At 40.8% G+C, this 18,168-nt stretch carries 16 protein-coding genes and 1 pseudogene; 9 read left to right on the top strand and 8 right to left on the bottom strand.

The window, feature by feature from the left end:
* Positions 1 to 107 precede the first annotated feature (107 nt).
* From CHH48_RS14370 to CHH48_RS14360, 3 genes and pseudogenes are all read left to right on the top strand, one after another.
* Positions 108 to 1,541, top strand: a pseudogene (locus CHH48_RS14370) (alpha-glucosidase); the annotation flags it as partial.
* Complete coding sequence (locus CHH48_RS14365; protein ID WP_095219840.1) at positions 1,542 to 1,793, top strand: alpha-glucosidase C-terminal domain-containing protein; 252 nt, start codon at positions 1,542 to 1,544, stop codon at positions 1,791 to 1,793.
* 146 nt (positions 1,794 to 1,939) lie between these two features.
* On the top strand, positions 1,940 to 2,683 hold the full coding sequence (locus CHH48_RS14360) for an SDR family NAD(P)-dependent oxidoreductase (protein ID WP_095219839.1): 744 nt from the start codon (positions 1,940 to 1,942) through the stop codon (positions 2,681 to 2,683).
* A gap of 64 nt (positions 2,684 to 2,747) precedes the next feature.
* Here CHH48_RS14360 and CHH48_RS14355 read toward each other — a convergent pair whose 3' ends face one another.
* On the bottom strand, positions 2,748 to 3,509 hold the full coding sequence (locus CHH48_RS14355; protein WP_095219838.1) for an MBL fold metallo-hydrolase: 762 nt from the start codon (positions 3,507 to 3,509) through the stop codon (positions 2,748 to 2,750).
* Between the two features lie 130 nt (positions 3,510 to 3,639).
* On the opposite strand from CHH48_RS14355, the gene CHH48_RS14350 reads away from it, so the two are divergent.
* Positions 3,640 to 4,056, top strand: coding sequence for an Lrp/AsnC family transcriptional regulator (locus CHH48_RS14350; protein WP_095219837.1), 417 nt, complete (start codon positions 3,640 to 3,642; stop codon positions 4,054 to 4,056).
* A 181-nt stretch (positions 4,057 to 4,237) separates the two neighbouring features.
* Here CHH48_RS14350 and CHH48_RS14345 read toward each other — a convergent pair whose 3' ends face one another.
* Both CHH48_RS14345 and ftsW read right to left on the bottom strand, forming a co-directional pair.
* Positions 4,238 to 5,425, bottom strand: a complete 1,188-nt coding sequence (locus CHH48_RS14345) for an FtsW/RodA/SpoVE family cell cycle protein (RefSeq protein WP_095219836.1) — start codon at positions 5,423 to 5,425, stop codon at positions 4,238 to 4,240.
* A gap of 2 nt (positions 5,426 to 5,427) precedes the next feature.
* Positions 5,428 to 6,558, bottom strand: a complete 1,131-nt coding sequence (gene ftsW / locus CHH48_RS14340) for a putative lipid II flippase FtsW (RefSeq protein ID WP_095219835.1) — start codon at positions 6,556 to 6,558, stop codon at positions 5,428 to 5,430.
* 187 nt (positions 6,559 to 6,745) lie between these two features.
* Here ftsW and CHH48_RS14335 point away from each other — a divergent pair, with 187 nt between their 5' ends.
* Positions 6,746 to 7,558 carry a TSUP family transporter gene (locus CHH48_RS14335; protein WP_095219834.1) on the top strand — a complete coding sequence of 271 codons (813 nt, stop codon included), beginning with the start codon at positions 6,746 to 6,748 and terminating at the stop codon, positions 7,556 to 7,558.
* 40 nt (positions 7,559 to 7,598) lie between these two features.
* Here the strand turns inward: CHH48_RS14335 and CHH48_RS14330 are convergent, their stop codons facing one another.
* The 4 genes from CHH48_RS14330 to CHH48_RS14315 all read right to left on the bottom strand — a co-directional run bounded on the left by CHH48_RS14330 (position 7,599) and on the right by CHH48_RS14315 (position 12,121).
* On the bottom strand, positions 7,599 to 8,945 hold the full coding sequence (locus tag CHH48_RS14330; protein ID WP_095219833.1) for a gluconate:H+ symporter: 1,347 nt from the start codon (positions 8,943 to 8,945) through the stop codon (positions 7,599 to 7,601).
* A gap of 98 nt (positions 8,946 to 9,043) precedes the next feature.
* Positions 9,044 to 10,054, bottom strand: a complete 1,011-nt coding sequence (gene pdxA / locus CHH48_RS14325; protein WP_095219832.1) for a 4-hydroxythreonine-4-phosphate dehydrogenase PdxA — start codon at positions 10,052 to 10,054, stop codon at positions 9,044 to 9,046.
* A gap of 13 nt (positions 10,055 to 10,067) precedes the next feature.
* A complete protein-coding gene (locus CHH48_RS14320) occupies positions 10,068 to 11,354 on the bottom strand; it encodes a four-carbon acid sugar kinase family protein (protein WP_095219831.1) in 1,287 nt (428 codons plus the stop codon).
* A complete protein-coding gene (locus CHH48_RS14315; protein ID WP_095219830.1) occupies positions 11,354 to 12,121 on the bottom strand; it encodes a DeoR/GlpR family DNA-binding transcription regulator in 768 nt (255 codons plus the stop codon). Before CHH48_RS14315 ends, CHH48_RS14320 begins: the two co-directional genes overlap by 1 nt.
* A gap of 542 nt (positions 12,122 to 12,663) precedes the next feature.
* Here CHH48_RS14315 and CHH48_RS14310 point away from each other — a divergent pair.
* The 4 genes from CHH48_RS14310 to CHH48_RS14295 all read left to right on the top strand — a co-directional run bounded on the left by CHH48_RS14310 (position 12,664) and on the right by CHH48_RS14295 (position 16,511).
* Positions 12,664 to 13,215 carry an RNA polymerase sigma factor gene (locus tag CHH48_RS14310; protein WP_428848890.1) on the top strand — a complete coding sequence of 184 codons (552 nt, stop codon included), beginning with the start codon at positions 12,664 to 12,666 and terminating at the stop codon, positions 13,213 to 13,215.
* Position 13,216: 1 nt separating this feature from the next.
* Complete coding sequence (locus CHH48_RS14305) at positions 13,217 to 14,593, top strand: DUF4179 domain-containing protein (RefSeq protein ID WP_176466456.1); 1,377 nt, start codon at positions 13,217 to 13,219, stop codon at positions 14,591 to 14,593.
* A 134-nt stretch (positions 14,594 to 14,727) separates the two neighbouring features.
* On the top strand, positions 14,728 to 15,600 hold the full coding sequence (locus CHH48_RS14300; protein WP_176466455.1) for an ABC transporter permease subunit: 873 nt from the start codon (positions 14,728 to 14,730) through the stop codon (positions 15,598 to 15,600).
* Positions 15,597 to 16,511, top strand: a complete 915-nt coding sequence (locus tag CHH48_RS14295) for an ABC transporter permease subunit (protein WP_095219827.1) — start codon at positions 15,597 to 15,599, stop codon at positions 16,509 to 16,511. The genes CHH48_RS14300 and CHH48_RS14295 overlap by 4 nt, the downstream gene beginning before the upstream one ends.
* Positions 16,512 to 16,544: 33 nt before the next feature.
* On the opposite strand, the gene CHH48_RS14290 is transcribed toward CHH48_RS14295, so the two are convergent.
* Positions 16,545 to 17,876, bottom strand: coding sequence for a hemolysin family protein (locus CHH48_RS14290; RefSeq protein WP_095219826.1), 1,332 nt, complete (start codon positions 17,874 to 17,876; stop codon positions 16,545 to 16,547).
* Positions 17,877 to 18,168: the final 292 nt, after the last annotated feature.

Genomic DNA, 18,168 nt, shown 5'->3' with positions numbered 1-18,168 from the left:
ATACGCAGCTAACACAAAACCGCCTTCTCTCACTGAGCTTGGCGGTTTTCGTTTATCTCTACTAAGGGAATAGTCCTACAAGAAAATTTTGGAGGACAGGTGATTAGATGGAGAGGAAGTACTGGAAGGAAAGTGTTATTTACGAATTGTATACTCGCAGCTTTAAAGACAGCAATGGAGATGGAATCGGGGATTTTGGCGGTATCTTAGAGAAAATAGATTACTTAGAATATCTCGGAGTGGATACAGTATGGCTTCCGCCGATCTATGTATCCGCAGATGTTGACCGCGGCTATGATGTAAAGAATTTTAGATCCATTCAACCAGAGTATGGGACAATGGAACAATTTGAAAACATACTGACTGAATGTCATCGTCGCGGCATTAAGCTTGTACTCGATATCGTACCGAATCATACCTCCATTGAACATGAATGGTTCCAACAAGCGAGATCCTCTAAGGATAATCCTTATCATAATTATTATATTTGGGAAAAAGAAAACCCCGATGGCACTCTACCTTCGAATTGGCGCTCCCATCTTGGACGCCCTGCGTGGACGTGGAACGAGCAGACAGAGGAATATTATTTGCATCTGTACAGCGACAAACAGCCTGATTTGAATTGGGATAACCCTCAAGTTCGCCAAGAAATATATGACATTATGCGTTTCTGGCTGGAAAAAGGAATTGACGGTTTCCGTATTGATGCAGTAAATGTCATCTCGAAGGATCGACGCTTCCCAGATTCTGATCAAGAGACATTACAGGCTAAAGGTGAGGAATTCTATAAAAACGGTCCGCACATCCACGACTATCTGCATGAAATGAACAAAGAGCTGAAAAGGGATTTCGAATTCTTCACAGCAGGCGAAACCTCTGCCGTACATGATCATGATGTACTTCGGTATACAAAGCAAGAGCGGGAAGAATTGGATATGGTACTATCTGCTGAAGCATCTGAGCTCGCTGATCAGGATGAGGATAAATACAAGAGTAAGAAATGGACAGTACATGATTTTCGAGAGGTACTTCGCAAATGGCAGAAGGACGTCGGCGATGATGGCGGCTGGTTCGGCTTATACCTCAGCCATCATGATGCACCGCGAATGGTTTCTACCTTTGCAGATGATGGAGAATATAGGATTCCATCAGCAAAGCTGTTAGCTACTATGCTCCATACTTTACGTGGGACGCCGTTCATTTTTCAGGGAGAAGAACTTGGTATGACCAACTTTCCGCATTTTGATTCTATAGACTCAATAGATGACCAAGAAGCACTCAGCTACTATGATTTAAAAGTAAACGAGCAAGGTGCTTCTATAACGACTATTATGGACCGGATACGAGAAAAGACGCGTGACCATGCCAGAACCCCAATGCAGTAGGATACATCTGAGCAAGCAGGATTCACAACAGGCGCACCTTGGCTTCCGGTTAATCCGAATTATAAAGAAATTAACGTGCAATCGGGTGTTGATAATCCAGATTCCGTTCTGCAGTTTTACAGAAAGCTGATACGGCTGCGCAAGGAAAGCTCCATTATGGTGTACGGGGACTTTGAAATTATCCTAAACAATCACGAGCAAATCTTTGGGTATATACGTCGATTGGAAAATGAGGAATGGATTATCCTTCTGAATATGACAGATACGGAAGCTCAGTACGATATCCCCAAAGAGTGTGTGGATGATTGGGATAAAAAGAATTATGTCATCAGCAATTATCCACATGTGGATAATCAGAATACATTAAGACCGTATGAGGCAATTGTGTATAAGTATGTAAAAGAATAGAAACACTAAAGAGGAGTGTCTGCCAAACACTTCTCTTTTAATATGAAAAATATGCAACTAATGTGTCAATTTCTTGACTTATCTAGTTCAAAAGTTCATCATAAAGTTGTAGGATAATTTACCTAAACACACTGGGGGCAACGTATATGTCAACAATCGAAGGAAAAGTAGCAATCGTTACAGGAGCAGCATCTGGTATCGGTCTTGCAGCCGCAGAAGCTTATGTAAATAAAGGCGGTAAAGTAGTTATTGCAGACTATAACGCTGAAGCAGGACAAAGAGAAACTGACAGACTGAAAGCAGCTGGCGGAGACGTTCTATTCATCGAGTTCAACGCTGCTGAACAAGATTCTATTAAAAATTTGATCGATCAAACAGTAGCACACTACGGTCAAGTTGATATTCTTGTAAACAACGCTGGTATCGGTGGCATGGGCGCAACTCATGAGCTATCTTATGAAGATTACCGCAAAGTAATCGCAATCAACCAGGATGGTATTTTCTTGGCTTCCAAATATGCTATCCAAGAAATGCTGAAATCAGGTGGTGGTGTCATCATCAACACGTCTTCTGTACTAGGCTTCGTTGCACAGCCTGGCGCGTTCTCTTACAATGCCAGCAAAGGTGCTGTTAACACATTGACTAAATCTCTAGCTGTGGAATATGGCGATAAAAACATTCGTGTTAACGCTGTAAACCCAGGCTTCGTAGAATCAGGAATGGTAAACAAAGAAGCTCTTGGAGACTTCTATGATAGCCTTGTAGCGAAACACCCAATCGGCCGTCTTGGCAAAGCTGATGAAATTGCACATGCTATCGTATTCTTGACAGAAAACGACTTCGTAACAGGTGAAACGCTTGTAGTGGATGGCGGTTACCTAGCTCAGTAATATAAAGGAAAGGAGAACAGCCGGGCTGATCTCCTTTTTTAATATAATTTTATAAGTCCTTCTATTAGAAGGTATATGATTCGCCATCATCCGGTACTAACACATTTGAGTTGATACCTTTTTCATGACTAAAGCTTTTCAATTCTTCCTTAGACAATGTCCAATGGTTGACCGCTTCCATATGCACTGCAATAATCTTTGCATTGGTGGCTGCTTTATACACTTCATAGACGTCTTCTTTCCCCATTACCAGAGAACCTCCCTCTAAAAATTGGTTATCGCCAGCGTTAACCACGATAACCTCTGGTTTATGAGTATCGATTGTATTTCCAACTTCTTCATACCAGACTGTATCGCCAGCTACATATAATGTTTGTTCGCTCTCATGCTTAAACACAATGCCGCAAACAAGCCCTGCCATTTTTAATATTTCTCCTCTGCCGTGTTCACCTTTTGTTTTGATTAATTGAACACCTTCAAAGACAGTTTCACTCGTAAGAACTTCAACATTTTCAAAACCTGCTTTTCGAATCTCTTCTGCATCTTCGTCATTTTGGGAAAATACTTTAAGTTCTTTTGGTAACGCATCTTTAGCTGCATTATCCCAGTGATCGGTGTGCAGATGCGTGACAACAACAGCATCAATATCCTGGATTATACTATCAATAGAAAGTGGTAAACTTACGACAGGGTTCTTTTGATCTTGCCTCGGAGAATTTGGAAAAGGCGGAAATGAACCTTTGTCTGCTAACATTGGGTCTATTAAAAACTTTTTCCCTGCATACTCGACTACGATTGTTGCATTACGTATTGTGGTTATATTCATAAAAATTTCGCTCCTCTTTTTTGTACTTTCCTCGGCACTATGTATATTCTATATAATGACCTATCTATAGATACATACTCTAAGTAAAGTCTTTTGGCTAGTTGACTTTATTAATGAAAGGAGTTACATCATGTTAGACAATACAGATATTCATATCCTAAAAGAACTTTCTAAGAACAGTCGAGTCACCATGAAGGAGCTAGGTGAAAAAGTCCATTTGACTGGACCTGCTGCGTCAGCTAGAGTGGCAAAATTAGAGGATAGCGGTATTATCGAAGCTTATACAATAAAAGTTAATGAAGTCAAAATGGGATTTTACATACACGCTTTCATAACCATCATTATACAAAATACAAATCACAGGCCTTATCTATCGTTTGTGAATACACAAAAAGCGTCTATTATCCAGAACTACAAAATCAGCGGAGATGGCTGTTACCTCCTAGAATGTAAATTTCAGTCTAACGAAACAATGAATGCGTTTTTGGAATCCTTAAACCAGTATGCAAACTATAAACTCTCTATTGTCATAAATAAAGACTTATAAAAGCAGATTACCGTACTGGGTCCGCCCCCTCATTTATTGCGCCCATAAAAAAAACACCTCCATATTTGTTACGGAACGTAATAATTTGTTTCCGACTTTGGAGGTGCTCTATATGTCTCAGCTTGATGGGGGCGATTTCTCTTATTTTAGGCTTTTTATTATTTCGATATCTTTTGATTTTCTAAGTAGATCTTTTCGGTTCTCCAAAAAACTGATGGGCATATGTATTCCGAACAGACATAACAATTCCCAGAAGAATCATATTAGAAAATAAAGAGCTTCCTCCATATGTCAAAAACGGAAGCGCAATGCCTTTAACTGGTAACATTCCTTCTACCATACCTATGTTCTGCACTATTTGTATAGTAAGACTTAAAGCCAATCCGGCACAGATATACGTTCCGAATGGATCATTACTCTTTGAACCTATTTCTAAAATTCTCGTTATTAGTAGGAAAAAGAGCAAAATAACAGCTGCCCCCGTCAGAAAACCTCCCTCTTCTGCAATAGAAGCAAAGATAAAATCTGTGTGCTTTTCCGGGACATACACATTTCCGCCTTCTATTCCTTTTCCTATCAATCCGCCTGTTCCAACTGCTAAAACAGATCTTCTGCTTTGAAAAGCTTGGTTGCTGTTATCACTTGGATCCAGCCAGCCAATGATTCGGTCCTGCTGATGAGGTTTCAGCTTCGGTATAACGTCATCATAAATAATCTCTGGTTTAAATAAGAATAAGCAAGCAATTATACTGATAGCTAGTAAAGGAACAAGTATGCCTATTGTCACCACAATTTTATTAAGCTTTATCATTCCTAACATTGCCACTATCGCAAACATGTAAAGCATGACCATACCTGTATCTGGCTGCTGATAGACAAGCAAGCTAGGAGGAATCGTTACCAGCAATATCTTACCCAGTAGAAGCAAATCCTCCTGCATTGTTCTATGTAAGCTCTTTTCTTTAAGATCTGCTATTAATTTGGCTACTATTACAATTAAACTAATACGGAAAAACTCTGATGGCTGGATAGATCCTACGAAAGGAATACTGAACCATCTCTTCGCCCCCAATATATTAGGCGCAATCGATTCCGGTGCAATAGTAAGAAGCAATAGAGACAAAACTGAAACGATGTAGAATGACCAAGCTAGTAAACGAAGCTGATTCAAATCCAATAGTCTGAACAATAACAATAAAGTAAAGCCAATTACATAATTGATAGATTGTTTCAATGCAAAATTCTGGGCACCGAATTGCCCTCCAGACTGCGTACTAAAAATGAACAAAATACTGATTCCGCACAACAAACATAATATGATTAAGATCAGCTTATCCAACTCGGCCAACCGCAATTTCTTTACAAACATAGTTAACGCCTTCTTTCCACGATAGGAATGCGGATTTGTTTGGCATTCCGCGATATCTGCAAAATAATACCCATCGTAAATAGATTCACAATAAGAGAGGAACCGCCATAACTGATAAAGGGCAATGGTATCCCCGTAATCGGTAAAAGACCGGCAACTGCACCTAAGTTAAAAACTACTTGAACCATAATCTGAAACAAAAACCCAATCGTCAATAAAGTTCCGTATGAATTCTTTGCATGCAATGCTATGTAGACTCCTTTTATGAGAAACCCAAAATAAAGGAAGAACACTACAGCCAGCCCCAAAGTACCCAGTTCCTCCAAAACGACTGCCATAATAAAATCGGTATGAGCTTCGGGAAGAAAACCGAGTTTCTGAACACTGCCTCCCATACCTTTTCCAAACACACCGCCAGAAGCGATGGCTTCATAACCATTAATCAGCTGATAGCCTTTACCATTCGGATCACTGAATGGGTTTTGAAAGGATAAAATACGTGCTAATCGATAAGGAGCAGATACAGCTAAATAAATTACAGCACATGCACCAACTCCAGCGATGGCGAACAGATGACGTTTCTTGATACCTGCACATAGCAGAATAAAGAAACAAGGTATTGCTATAGAAGTAGCAGTCCCTAGATCCGGCTGCATAAGAATAAGTAGGAATACCACCCCTAGCAGTAAGAGCGGCGGTAATAATTCTTTTCTGAAACTTGTAAGTGCCTTATGTTTTTTTCCGCAAACAGATGCAAAATAGACAACCATTGTAAACTTCACGAATTCTCCCGGTTGGAGGACGAGAGGACCTAACTGCAGCCAACGCTGGGAGTTATTCCGAACTTCTCCAAACCAAGGTGTGAGGACAAGTATGAGTAGTATCATTGATCCTATAACAAGAAGCGGACTCCATTTTTGATACAGCTTGTAGGGCAGGAAAAAACCTATTGTCATAGCAAAAATTCCTATCAAAAAAGAGATCCATTGTCGATGAAAAAAGAAGTTTGAGGCATTATATTTTATTGAACCTAATGGGTAGCTAGCGCTATACACCATAATCAATCCAAATAAGCAAATACAAATAACCAAAAAGAATAACGTCTTATCTAGCTCTTTCATTTTCGATAACATATTGAGCATCTCCAATTAAGAAAACTAAGTCATTTAGAAATTACCGACTTTCGCCATGATAGCGGTAATGTTGACAATATGTCAACATTACCGCTAAATTTCTACCTATACATTGACAAATCATCAACATTTCTATATGGTATCCTAGTGAGAAAAAAGTCAGAAACAAATAGTGAGGAAATTAATTATGGATTTATGGATTTTGCTCGTTAAATATCTCTTTTTAGGTCTTATCCAGGGAATATCTGAACCTATTCCTATTAGTTCCAGCGGACATTTAATCATTGCGCAGCATCTGTTAGGTATAGAAGTAAAGGATTTAAACTTTGAAGTAATCGTTAACACAGCTTCTCTTATCGCTGTGATACTTGTTTATAAAAACCAAATTGCCAGATTGGCTACGTCATCTTACCAATACATAGTGAAACGAGAAGAAACAAAAAAAGATGATTTTAATCTCGTCATCTATCTTATTATTGGGACGATACCAGCAGCATTATTGGGATTGTTATTTAACGATTTTATTGGAGAGAATCTGAAGAGTACATTTACGGTTGGCATCGCACTACTTTTAACTGCAATATCTTTATTCCTAATCAGAAATATCAAAGGAACGAAGGATATGAAAAAAATAGGCTGGAAAGAGGCACTATTGGTTGGACTTGGACAATCAATAGCTCTTATACCTGGCGTGAGTCGCTCCGGTGCGACAGTGGTGACAGGCATGCTGACAGGTATGAATCGAGACACAGCATTAATGTTCTCCTTTTTACTATATATACCGGTAAGCTTAGGAGCTAGTATCCTAGAAATTCCTGACATGTTCAATCAAAATATTACTACGGATTATCTAATCGCGTATGCTGTAGCTTTTTTCGCCTCTCTCATAGGGACTTATTTTGCCCTGAAATGGTTTATCGACGTCATGAAAAAAGGTAAATTGATATATTTCTCTATCTATTGCTTATTCTTAGCGATCATCACATTGTTTCTACTATAAAAAACACCCCGGTCAAGTATCGCTTGACCGGGGTGTTTCCTTAGATGAAGATATCCAAAATCATCGTAAATGCTAGACCAGAAACAGCTACAACGGTCGATAGTACCGTATACGTACCAAAGGCTTCTTTCAATGTCATACCAAGTGATTCTTTTACCATCCAGAATCCAGCATCGTTGACATGAGAAGCAATCGCACTGCCTGCACCCGTGGCAAGAGCAACCAGCTCCAGGTTAACATCCGGCATTGTACCTAGTGACGGAATGACCAAACCTGCCGTTGTCAGTGTAGCCACAGTTCCGGATCCAAGACAGATACGAAGTATTGCCGCGACCATCCAGGCGAAGAATACTGGTGACATAGAAGTGTCTGCAAAGATAGAAGCAACATAGTCACCTACACCACCATCGATAAGCACCTGCTTCAAGGCTCCGCCTCCACCGATGATCAATAGCAGCATACCAAGTGCATTGATAGCAGATCCACAAGAATCCATCAGTTTCTTGATCGGGATATTTCTTCTTATCCCCATTGTGTATATCGCAACTAACAGGGAAATTACCATTGCTGTGGATGAGTTACCCACAAAACGAATGATTTCTATCAACATATTGTCATCGAACTTCAATGATGTTTGCAGGATATCCACAGCCGCACCGATTGCCATGAGGATAACCGGGAATAATGCTGTGAAGACACTGATACCGAAACCTGGCATTTCCTCTTCTTTGAATGTTTTCGCTACACCAAAGGATGCACTGCCCTCACGTGTCCATGCAGTCGGAACAATTCTTTTAGCAAGCTTCGGATACAGAATACCTGCAAGGATAACAGTAGGAATTGCAACGATGATACCATAAATAAGCATAAGTCCAATATTAGCACCATATTCCGCTGCTACTGCAGTTGGACCTGGGTGCGGCGGAAGGAATGCGTGTGTTGCAAGTGCCGCTGTTACCATCGGCAATCCAAGATGCACGATAGATACTTTCAATTCTTTTGCGATCGAGAAGATGATCGGAATAAGCAAGACAATTGTTACTTCAAGGAACAAAGCAATACCAACGATGAAGGAAGCAAATAGAACTGCCCATTGAATCCGTTTTTCACCGAATCTATCAATAAGCGTAGTCGCAATTCGATTGGCACCTCCAGCGTCTGCAATCAGACGGCCAAGCATAGCACCCATACCGAATATCAGTGCGATATGTCCGAGCGTACCGCCTAAACCGCTTTCAATTGAGCCAACTACTTCTGACATCGGCATGCCTAACAGCAATGCGACGATAAAGGAAACAATAATCAACGAAACAAATGTATTGAGCTTAAGTCCCATAATCATAATAAGCAATAATAGTACACCTAAAGCTATAATCAGTAATGGCATGATGATTTCCCCCAAATCCCTTTGTAAGTGTTTTCATTGTTGTCCGTCAGAAAGGAAGGACTAACGCATCCTTCCTTTCTGACGGTATATTGTTTTGCTTAAAGTGTCGTACGAGTAAAGTTTGGTGCATATTGTGCTGCAACTTTGATACATTCTTCCATGCTGATGCTTTCCGCGATGTTTTTACCAGCAATATCGAATGCTGTACCGTGGTCAACGGATGTACGCAAGAACGGCAGACCATTCGTGATGGAAACAGTACGGTGGAAATCTGTCATCTTCGCTGCGATATGACCTTGGTCATGATACAAGGAAAGAACTGCATCGTACTTGCCGTTAAGTGCTTGGAAGAATACAGAGTCTGCAGGAACTGGTCCGACTGCATCGATACCGTCTTTAACAGCAAGCTCGATACCAGGTTTGATTTGTTCTACTTCCTCCCAGCCGAACAAGCCGCCTTCACCGCTATGCGGGTTCAAGCCTGCCACTGCAAAGCGGCGATTTTCCACCCCTAGACGCTGAAGTGCTCTGTCACAGCGGATCAGGTAATCTTGAACTCTTTCTTTCGTCATCTGCGCGATAGCATCTTTCAAGGAAAGGTGACGTGTAAGGAAGAAGATACGCATGCCGTTTACTTCGAACATTGTCAGCGGATCATCCGTGCCAGCAAGGTCTTCAAGCATTTCTGTATGTCCGATGTAAGGAACTTTGGCTGCTTTCAAGGACTCTTTATTAATCGGTGTTGTCGCTAGTGCCTGTACTTGACCATCCATCGCAAGCTCTACAGATTTCTTGATATATTCGAACGCGCCTTGGCCGCCTTGAACGGAAACTTGACCGTACTCTAGCTTTTCGATATCAATGTTGTCCAGATTGATTACGTCGACAGTACCTAGTTCATATTTTCCTTCTGTCGGAGAGGAAACTTCATTTACTTCTAGATTCGCTTCAACGATTTCAATAGCTTTTTTGATGACTGCTGTATCACCGATCACAAGTGGTTTACATACATCATAAATTTCCTGTTTTGTTAGTGACTTCATTGTAATTTCCGGTCCGATACCTGCTGGATCTCCCATTGGAATTGCGATAATTGCTCTTTCTGTCATTGTTTATTCCTCCTTAAAATTTAGCTTCCAAATATTTCACGCTTGTATAAATTGCTTTCATTCCGCCTGCTGTGCCGCCTTTGGTTACGATTGGAATGCCATCCAGGTATCCTCCCATAAATTTCCCATAAGCGATTAGAGGCAGGATTTCATCCAACAGCTGAATTCCTTCTGCTCTGCTTATCGAGCACAGTGAAGCGGTTACATCTCCACCACTAGAGAAACAGCCCCCAATTTCAAACTTGCTTTCTTGTACAACAACTCGTGTTATTTTGCCGAGACCATCGGCAATACGTTTCGCCAACGCATCCTGACTCACGCCCTGCTGTGCTCCAAGCGTTTTCAAATCAAGGATTTCAGAACCAGGTGCATCAGTTGTGATTAGCAGTATATCCTGCTTCTCCATTTCCTGCTTTGCCAGAGCAATGACCCGATCTACCTCTTCATCCCAGACACCATCCACTGTCGCCAGCTTTTTGGAATCCACATAAATTGGTCGGAGATTCGTCTTATCCTTCAGATATTGCAGCTGTTTCGAGCTATTCGATGTGACACTTCCAACTGTGACGATAATTTTCTTATCCTTCATCCGCTTCCGACTGAATGCGCGGGCGAATGCCGCTGTCAGCGGGCCAGGATCAGTCGGCACCATCTGGTAAGCTTCAAGCTCTGCCATGGCACCTGCAACTGCATCAATGTCTTCATTCGTGATAACATCCGGCACGATGATTCTGGCACCGGCGTCAATTGCTTCCTGCATCTTGCTCTCAATCGCTTGCTTGCCTGCAAGGATTGTCTCAAGGCCGATGCTTGCTACGTTGAATTTACTCTGTTTTTCTACCAGTTTTGGCACATGTGATTCTGTAACCGGTTTAACCGGATCCTTACCCACATCTGACAATTGAACAGGTACGCCGTGAACGAGCAAGTACCCGCCAGATACGATTCGTCCGGAATCCGGATAAGCTGGTACGACGACAGCAACTGCTTGCGTTCCCAGTTCATCGAGCAGTGTATCAAGCTCAACACCGATATTACCGCGTACTGTACTGTCGATCCGCTTGCAGACGATATCCGTCTCCCACTTCTTCAAGTTTTCCGCAACCGTTTTCACACGACGGTGCGCGACCTCTCTCTTAACATATCGGCTATCGGTATCGACAATCACACCGTTGATCTGGTCTGAGGAAGGGAGATGGTCGTAGAAGACCATCGTCGCAACGTTATATCCAAGCTTCGTCAGCTTAACACCAGTTCCATTTCCACCAGTTAGATCATCTGCAATTACACCAATCTTCATCAGGCTTCCTCCTCTGCTGCTACGACCTCCAAAAGCTCCGGTAATTCTCTCGGATGATAAGCCCTTATGCCACTATCCGAAATGACACCGGATAATACACCTAAATCACAAACCTTAGCAAGCGCCTTCTGATCCAGCTTGCTTGAATCCGCCACCAGCCAAGTAGCCTGCGCTGATTCAACCATCAATTTTTTAATGGAAGCCTTCTCAAAAGTAGGTGCTGTCACACCAACTCGCAGGTGAACTGCATGTGCACCTAAGAAAAACAAATCTACATGCAGGTTACGCAATGTCTGCTCTGTGAGCGGACCAAATAGCGCCCCGATATTATTCTGCATCTCTCCGCCTGTTAGAATCACCTTAACCTCACTATCCATCAGCTCGGCTGCAATCTTGATATCATTCGTTACGACTGTCAAATTCTGCTTTTGTTTAAGCAGCTTCGCGATCTCAAGTGTCGTTGTTCCTGAATCAAGCAGGATTGTAAAGTGTTCCTGCACCAGCTCAACAGCCCGTTTAGCAATCAGACGCTTTTCATCAGCATGCTTGCCTTCTTTTGTCTGGAATGACGATTCCATCACCAGCGGTTTGTTGAGGATTGCACCACCCAGCGTTCGGATAATCTGCTCTTGTTCCTCCAAATAGTTCAAATCTCGTCGGATTGTCATAGCAGATACATTGAGTTCTTCGGCTAATGCATCGATATCTATCTTTTCATTCTTATTTAATTGTTCTAAAATCACATTTCTGCGTTCATTTGGCTGCATTTTGTATCACCCTTGTTAATCATGAACATCTTATGTGTTCATAATATGCTTATTGATGTTAATTGTCAACAATATTATGTTATTAATTTTCAATTTTGTTATTATCGGTGTTAATCATTAACATTTTCTAAATTAAAACTCCAGTAACTGCAAAGTGAATTTTAAAGTATTAACTATACCACTCTTACGCAGTCCTATTGAACTCTTTTTCTTTTGCTGCACCTTCCAATGCAAAAACCAATTCATTTACTAAGAATGAGTATGTATAAACATTTGGTCGATGCGGACTTGTTTTCATATAGCAGAAATGTAATCCTGTGGCCTGGTTATCTATATCCTCGGCAGAGAAAGTTGATTGCAAAGAAGACCCACATAAACTTTCTGGACTGTAAGGCAAAGATAAATCAGATGATGATCAAAACACCGTGTTTATATCCAGGGAACTGGCTCGTCCCTATATCTTTTAATTTAAAAAGAAAAATAAAAAAAGTGAACATATTATCACGCTGTCTTCTCTAATGAGTGTGAAAGGAGGTAAGGTAGTGAAAACAGTAGTTTTTAAAAATATACAAATGGAGAGAAAAATGGACTTAGCACTTTTAGCAAAAAATGGTGACAAAGAAGCATTTTCATCACTGATTCAAGAAAACAAGCGAAACTTATATCGTGTGGCAAAAGGAATATTACATCATGAAGCAGATGTCGAAGACGCCATTCAGATTACTATCTTGAAAGCTTATGAAAATATAAGCAAATTGAGAGTAGCCGATTACTTCAAAACCTGGCTTATTCGGATACTTATTAACGAATGTAAGAGTATGTTAAGGAAAAGATATCGAACAGTTTATTTAGATAACTCCAATCATGAAACAGCTTCTATTGAAGATACATACGAAAATCTAGAATTACAAGAAGCTCTCTATTCTCTTAAAGAAAAACTAAGAATTGTTACTGTACTCTTTTATTATGAAGATCTATCAACAAAAGAAATCGCTAAAATATTATCTATACCTGAAGGAACTGTTCGCTCCAGATTATCAAAAGCGAGGATACTCTTACAAATAAAATTAAGTGAAATTAGAAAGGAGCAGTAACGTGACAAGCAAATTTGACGAAAACTTCAAAGATAAGATAAAGAAAAATACTAATAATATACCAGAACACATCCAAGTAAAAATAGACGATACTTTGGCAAACTTACCTGATAAAAATCTCCGCAGAAAAAGAAAAAAGAAAGCTATTACGTGGTCAGTTGCTGCTGCTATTCTTGCCATTTTCTTGATGAGTGTTCAATTGAATCCCTCATTAGCAAGCAGTATAGGAGTTCCTAATATAATTATAGATAAGCTATCATTAGGTGATGCGGAGAAAGTATCCAATGAAGCTAACATTGTACAAGAAAGTAATGGTGTAAAAATATCCATTACCAAGGCAATTTTTGATGGCTATTACTTAATGGTTTCCTATCATGCTGAGAGTGATCAGCCTTTCTCGGAAACACCTAGCCTCTTCCCTGAAGAGGCGAAAATTACATACAATGGTTTTAAATCAACCATTTCTCCTTCAAATGAGGTAGGTGAGTTTTTAGATAAAAACAAAAAAGCTTATGATGGCATGGTGATTTTCCCCCTAAACAAAGAGGCATTTACTGTTAGTGATACAGATGAAGCAAAGTTAGACCCTGACATCTTAGTAAAAGGAAATCAAATTGAAATCTCAGAATTACCGAAGAAATTTAAATTAGATATGAAAGCAACTGCTCTAGGCTTTGAAGAGGATAAAAAGCTGAAAGGAGAATGGCATTTTTCCCTTCAAGTGGACACGAAGAAAGCAGCTACTAAAAGTAAGACAGTGGAAGTAAATAAGAATCTTCCTGCTTTAGGTACAGATGTAAAGGTGGAGAAATTAGTAATAACCCCTATCAGAATTCACTTGCAAAGTGTACAGCACGAACACGCCGGCATTATTGATTTTCTAATTGAAGACAACGATGGCGAAGCAAAGAATTGGCTGAATGGGTCAGTCGGAGTCGGTAAAAATGGTTCTGAAAGAATGTTAAGCAGCTATGAAAACATTAATCCTTTGATGAAGAATTTAACAGTTGTGCCGTATAAACTAGATATGAGCGTCGAATTCTCAGCAGAAAATTCTACTATGTTCCAGCCTAATGGGGAAACGAAACTCCCTATAGGTGATAATGAATATATTACCATTTCAAACGTAGAGGTGAAGGATGGTAAAACATATATTTCCTATCACGCTGATGTTCCAGTAAACGAATATTTGCCTTTTATCATTAAAGATAAAAACGGAGGAGATTATATAAGGATTTTAGATGAAAGTATTGCTTCTCGGGCCAATAAAGATGCAATAGTAGTAATAGAAGGAAAACTTTTAGATGAAGAATATACTATTTATAGTCCAAATACGTATTACTTTGATGAAGCATTTACTGTAGATCTGAATCAATAGCAGCTAAAAAGCTGACAGAAACGTAAGCGAGATGTACAAATAAAAAACTTATTAGGCTGCCATCCTACCCGATTATTTTGGTATATGGTAGCCTAAAAGTATATTTATACCATTTATTAAAGGAGAAGATGCAGTTGCTGCGGTTACAATCACTCATACAGGAATCAGGAAAATTATTTATTTTCCTCTTTAGCATCTTTCTGTTCAGCTTGATTCCGTTATGTATTACCTCTGCCGGTCTACAGCCGCCAAGCCCGAAGGCAATCACTGGGTTCTTCCGTGACCTGCTCACCCCTCAGACATTGACATACATCAACAGCATATCTGGCGTAGAACGCCCTTTATTTCCGCTTATATTTGAGGCTTTTCGGTCGAGCTTTACGATATTCTCTCTATCACTTTTACTATCTCTCTGTATCGCACTGCTGCTTGCATGTGTGCAGCAATTTTTGCCTCCACGCTTTAGTCGATTAATGGAGACGATCGCTTCCTTTCTGCAGACGATTCCAGATCTTGTTTATATTGTCTCTGCTCAGCTATTGGTTGTAGCTGCTTACCAGCTAACACAGATCCGTTTCTTACGTTTTACTGGAGCCGGCGAAGCAGAAGCATTTGGACTGCCTATTCTTGTACTAAGCATCGTACCTACGCTCTTTTTGTACCATACTCTCGTAAACTTGATGGAGATAGAATGGCAGAAACCATACATAGAATTGGCAAAAGGGAAAGGTCTTTCACGATTTGCCGTCTTGCAAAAGCATCTCCTGCGTAATGTACTGGTGCGGCTCTCTTACCACCTCAAGTTCATCATTGCTACTTTACTAGGCAATCTATTCATTGTGGAGGTTCTGTTCAATAATTTTGGAATCACGACATTTCTGCTGTCATATACGCAGCCAGCCATCTTTTTCATTAGCGCTCTTCTGCTTTTCCTGCCGATTTATGCCTTGTTGAAAATTATTGAAATCGGTCTGTTTCTATTGCTTGGAGAAGGAGCGGAGCTATGAAAATTTGGCGGATTCCCTCTTTTCTTATTGGAAGCATAGTACTGTTTTTGCTTATTGCCGGTAGTATCGTTTATGGTTTGTTCTACCATTCTTATATTCCCCAGACTTCATTTGCATACAATGATGCTGGCGATTTACAGGGGCCTCCATTCGCACCCTTTGAATTTTCCTTTTTAGGCACCGATCATGCAGGGAATCACCTTGCTCCGACTCTGCTGATGGGAGCGAAGTATACGATAGGCGGTGTTATCGCTATCGCACTGATTGCGATGCTCCTCGCTTTCCTGCTTGGAACTGTGTTAGGTTTTAATAAAGGAAGACATCTTCGAACTTTGATGAAGAATAGCTTATTTTCTTTCTATTTTATCCCCGGATCCTTACTGGCTTACCTTATCTTAAAGCCGTTTTTATGGGAGCCTTTTGAAGGATTCCAACACTCACTGGCAGAGCGAATCGTTATTCAAATTATGGTAATTGGAATTTTACTTGTTCCTCCTGCCAGTTTACTGATTGCCGATTCGATTAGAGAGATTTTACAGACGGAATATATTCTAGCAAGCGTTACACTCGGTGCTTCACGCTGGCATCTTTTCCGCCTTCATGTACTGCCTGGTATTCGAACAACCTTGCTGCAGCTTCTATTCCGATGCCTGGTTCAGGCCTTTCTAATCATTGGGCACTTGAGCATTTTTAAGCTGTTTTTCGGAGGAACAAAGGTTAGCTATGATCCTTTTTCTCCTTCTCCGCCCGCTCCGATTACGAATGAGTGGTTCTCTTTCATGGGGAATTATTATGACTCCTTTTTAACTGGGGCAACTTGGCTATTATGGGTGCCGCTGCTGGCAATTATTGTGACAATCGTTTCTTTTCAATTACTGATCAATGGAATACAAAAGTATTTTCAGCAGTAAAAAACGCCGCCCCTTCATTAGGGCGGCGTTTCTTTAATTGGAGATGCTTTCTTCCAGTTTTTCGACCTGGGTTTGTTTGCGCATTTCCACTTCAACGATTTGATGGTTCAGTGTCTCGGTTATTTCCCACTCATATCCATGAGCTTCTATGACACTATGCTCTTCGATACTGCGAAGATTGGTGAGCATCCAGCCGCCGATTGTATCGACTTCTGCTTCGTTGACGAATCGAATGTTGAATTGCTCCTCAATTTCCTCAATCAGGACCCGACCATTCAGGCGATACTTATTTTCTGCAACCTTTTGGATGTCTGGTTTTTCATTTTCATCGAATTCGTCGCGTATTTCCCCGACGATTTCTTCAAGCATATCCTCCATTGTTACAATACCAGCAGTTCCGCCGTACTCATCGACGACTAGCGCAATATGAACACGCCTCTTCTGCATTGTCAGCAATGTATCATTCAGGCTTGTTCCTTCATGCACCGTTGGGATTGGGTGAATGAAGGCATCTAATTTCTTATCCTCTTTCGATGTGAAATCAGTCAGCATTTCTTTAACGTTAACAAAGCCGTAAATACGGTCTTTGTCACCGTCTTCTGTTACAGGATAGCGAGTATATTGATGCTCAACCATCACTTCCTGAATTTCATGCCGTGTCATCGTATCAGAAATAGCAATAACCTGTGTCCGCGGTACAAGGATATCCTTGACGACGCGATCGTTGAATGTAAAGATGTTCTCCATATAATCCAGCTCAGTCTTGTTGATCTCACCGCTCTGGAAGCTTTGTGCCATGATGATCTTCAGTTCCTCTTCGGAGTGGGCCTGCTCATGCGCGACTGGCTTTACGCCGAACATCCGCAGAAATACACGTGCAGATCCATTCAGTGTGTAGATAAAAGGTGCCATCAGCTTTCCAAACCAGTACAGCGGACGCGCCAGAATGAGCGTCATTTTCTCTGTATATTGGATTGCCAATGTTTTCGGAGCCAGCTCACCAATTACGACGTGCAGGAATGTCACGACCGCAAAGGCTATGGCGAATGAAAGAATGGTAGAAAGAGATTCTGATAAACCGAAGTACTCGAATACTGGGTGCAATATCTTTTCGACAGTCGGCTCACCAAGTGCACCTAATACCAGTGCAGTTACAGTAATTCCGAGCTGACAAGCAGATAAATAGTAATCAAGATCACGGACAAGCTTCTGTACGACTAAGGCGGTCTTGTTCCCTTCCTCGATGAGCTGCTCAATTCGTGACATACGTACTTTCACGACTGCGAACTCGGCACCGACGAAGAATGCCGTCAGAATGATGAACAAGGCGACTAAAGCTAAATTAAGTGCTAATAATGGGTCCAAATTTTCCCCCTTTACAGGGGTTCACCTCCGTATGATGTTGTATTTCTATATTGGTGTCTTCTTTCGCTGCGTTAACATGTTCATTACCTTCACCTTCCCAAGGGAATCGCCTCCTTTCAGTTTTGAAAAAAAGCCCCCATCTCGTTACCGGGATGGAGGCTTTTTTCTCCGCTCATGTATACTAGCTTATCAGGATTATAAGGTATATATGCTGTATTTTCAAATAAATCACCGTGAAATATTTTCGAATTTTAGTTCACTCAGGTAGAATAATAGTAACCGCTTACCGTGC

Origin of the sequence: Terribacillus saccharophilus, assembly GCF_002272075.1 — a bacterium.
Lineage (GTDB): Bacteria > Bacillota > Bacilli > Bacillales > Amphibacillaceae > Terribacillus > Terribacillus saccharophilus_A.
Note: the sequence above shows the minus strand (reverse complement) of the source record. Positions and strands in the feature narration are given on the sequence as shown.

Coding starts and splice junctions, on each gene's coding strand:
- CHH48_RS14365 (WP_095219840.1), top strand. CDS start 1,542: ATGGTGTACGGGGACTTTGAAATTATCCTAAACAATCACGAGCAAATC.
- CHH48_RS14360 (WP_095219839.1), top strand. CDS start 1,940: ATGTCAACAATCGAAGGAAAAGTAGCAATCGTTACAGGAGCAGCATCT.
- CHH48_RS14355 (WP_095219838.1), bottom strand. CDS start 3,509: ATGAATATAACCACAATACGTAATGCAACAATCGTAGTCGAGTATGCA.
- CHH48_RS14350 (WP_095219837.1), top strand. CDS start 3,640: ATGTTAGACAATACAGATATTCATATCCTAAAAGAACTTTCTAAGAAC.
- CHH48_RS14345 (WP_095219836.1), bottom strand. CDS start 5,425: ATGTTTGTAAAGAAATTGCGGTTGGCCGAGTTGGATAAGCTGATCTTA.
- ftsW (WP_095219835.1), bottom strand. CDS start 6,558: ATGTTATCGAAAATGAAAGAGCTAGATAAGACGTTATTCTTTTTGGTT.
- CHH48_RS14335 (WP_095219834.1), top strand. CDS start 6,746: ATGGATTTATGGATTTTGCTCGTTAAATATCTCTTTTTAGGTCTTATC.
- CHH48_RS14330 (WP_095219833.1), bottom strand. CDS start 8,945: ATGCCATTACTGATTATAGCTTTAGGTGTACTATTATTGCTTATTATG.
- pdxA (WP_095219832.1), bottom strand. CDS start 10,054: ATGACAGAAAGAGCAATTATCGCAATTCCAATGGGAGATCCAGCAGGT.
- CHH48_RS14320 (WP_095219831.1), bottom strand. CDS start 11,354: ATGAAGATTGGTGTAATTGCAGATGATCTAACTGGTGGAAATGGAACT.
- CHH48_RS14315 (WP_095219830.1), bottom strand. CDS start 12,121: ATGCAGCCAAATGAACGCAGAAATGTGATTTTAGAACAATTAAATAAG.
- CHH48_RS14295 (WP_095219827.1), top strand. CDS start 15,597: ATGAAAATTTGGCGGATTCCCTCTTTTCTTATTGGAAGCATAGTACTG.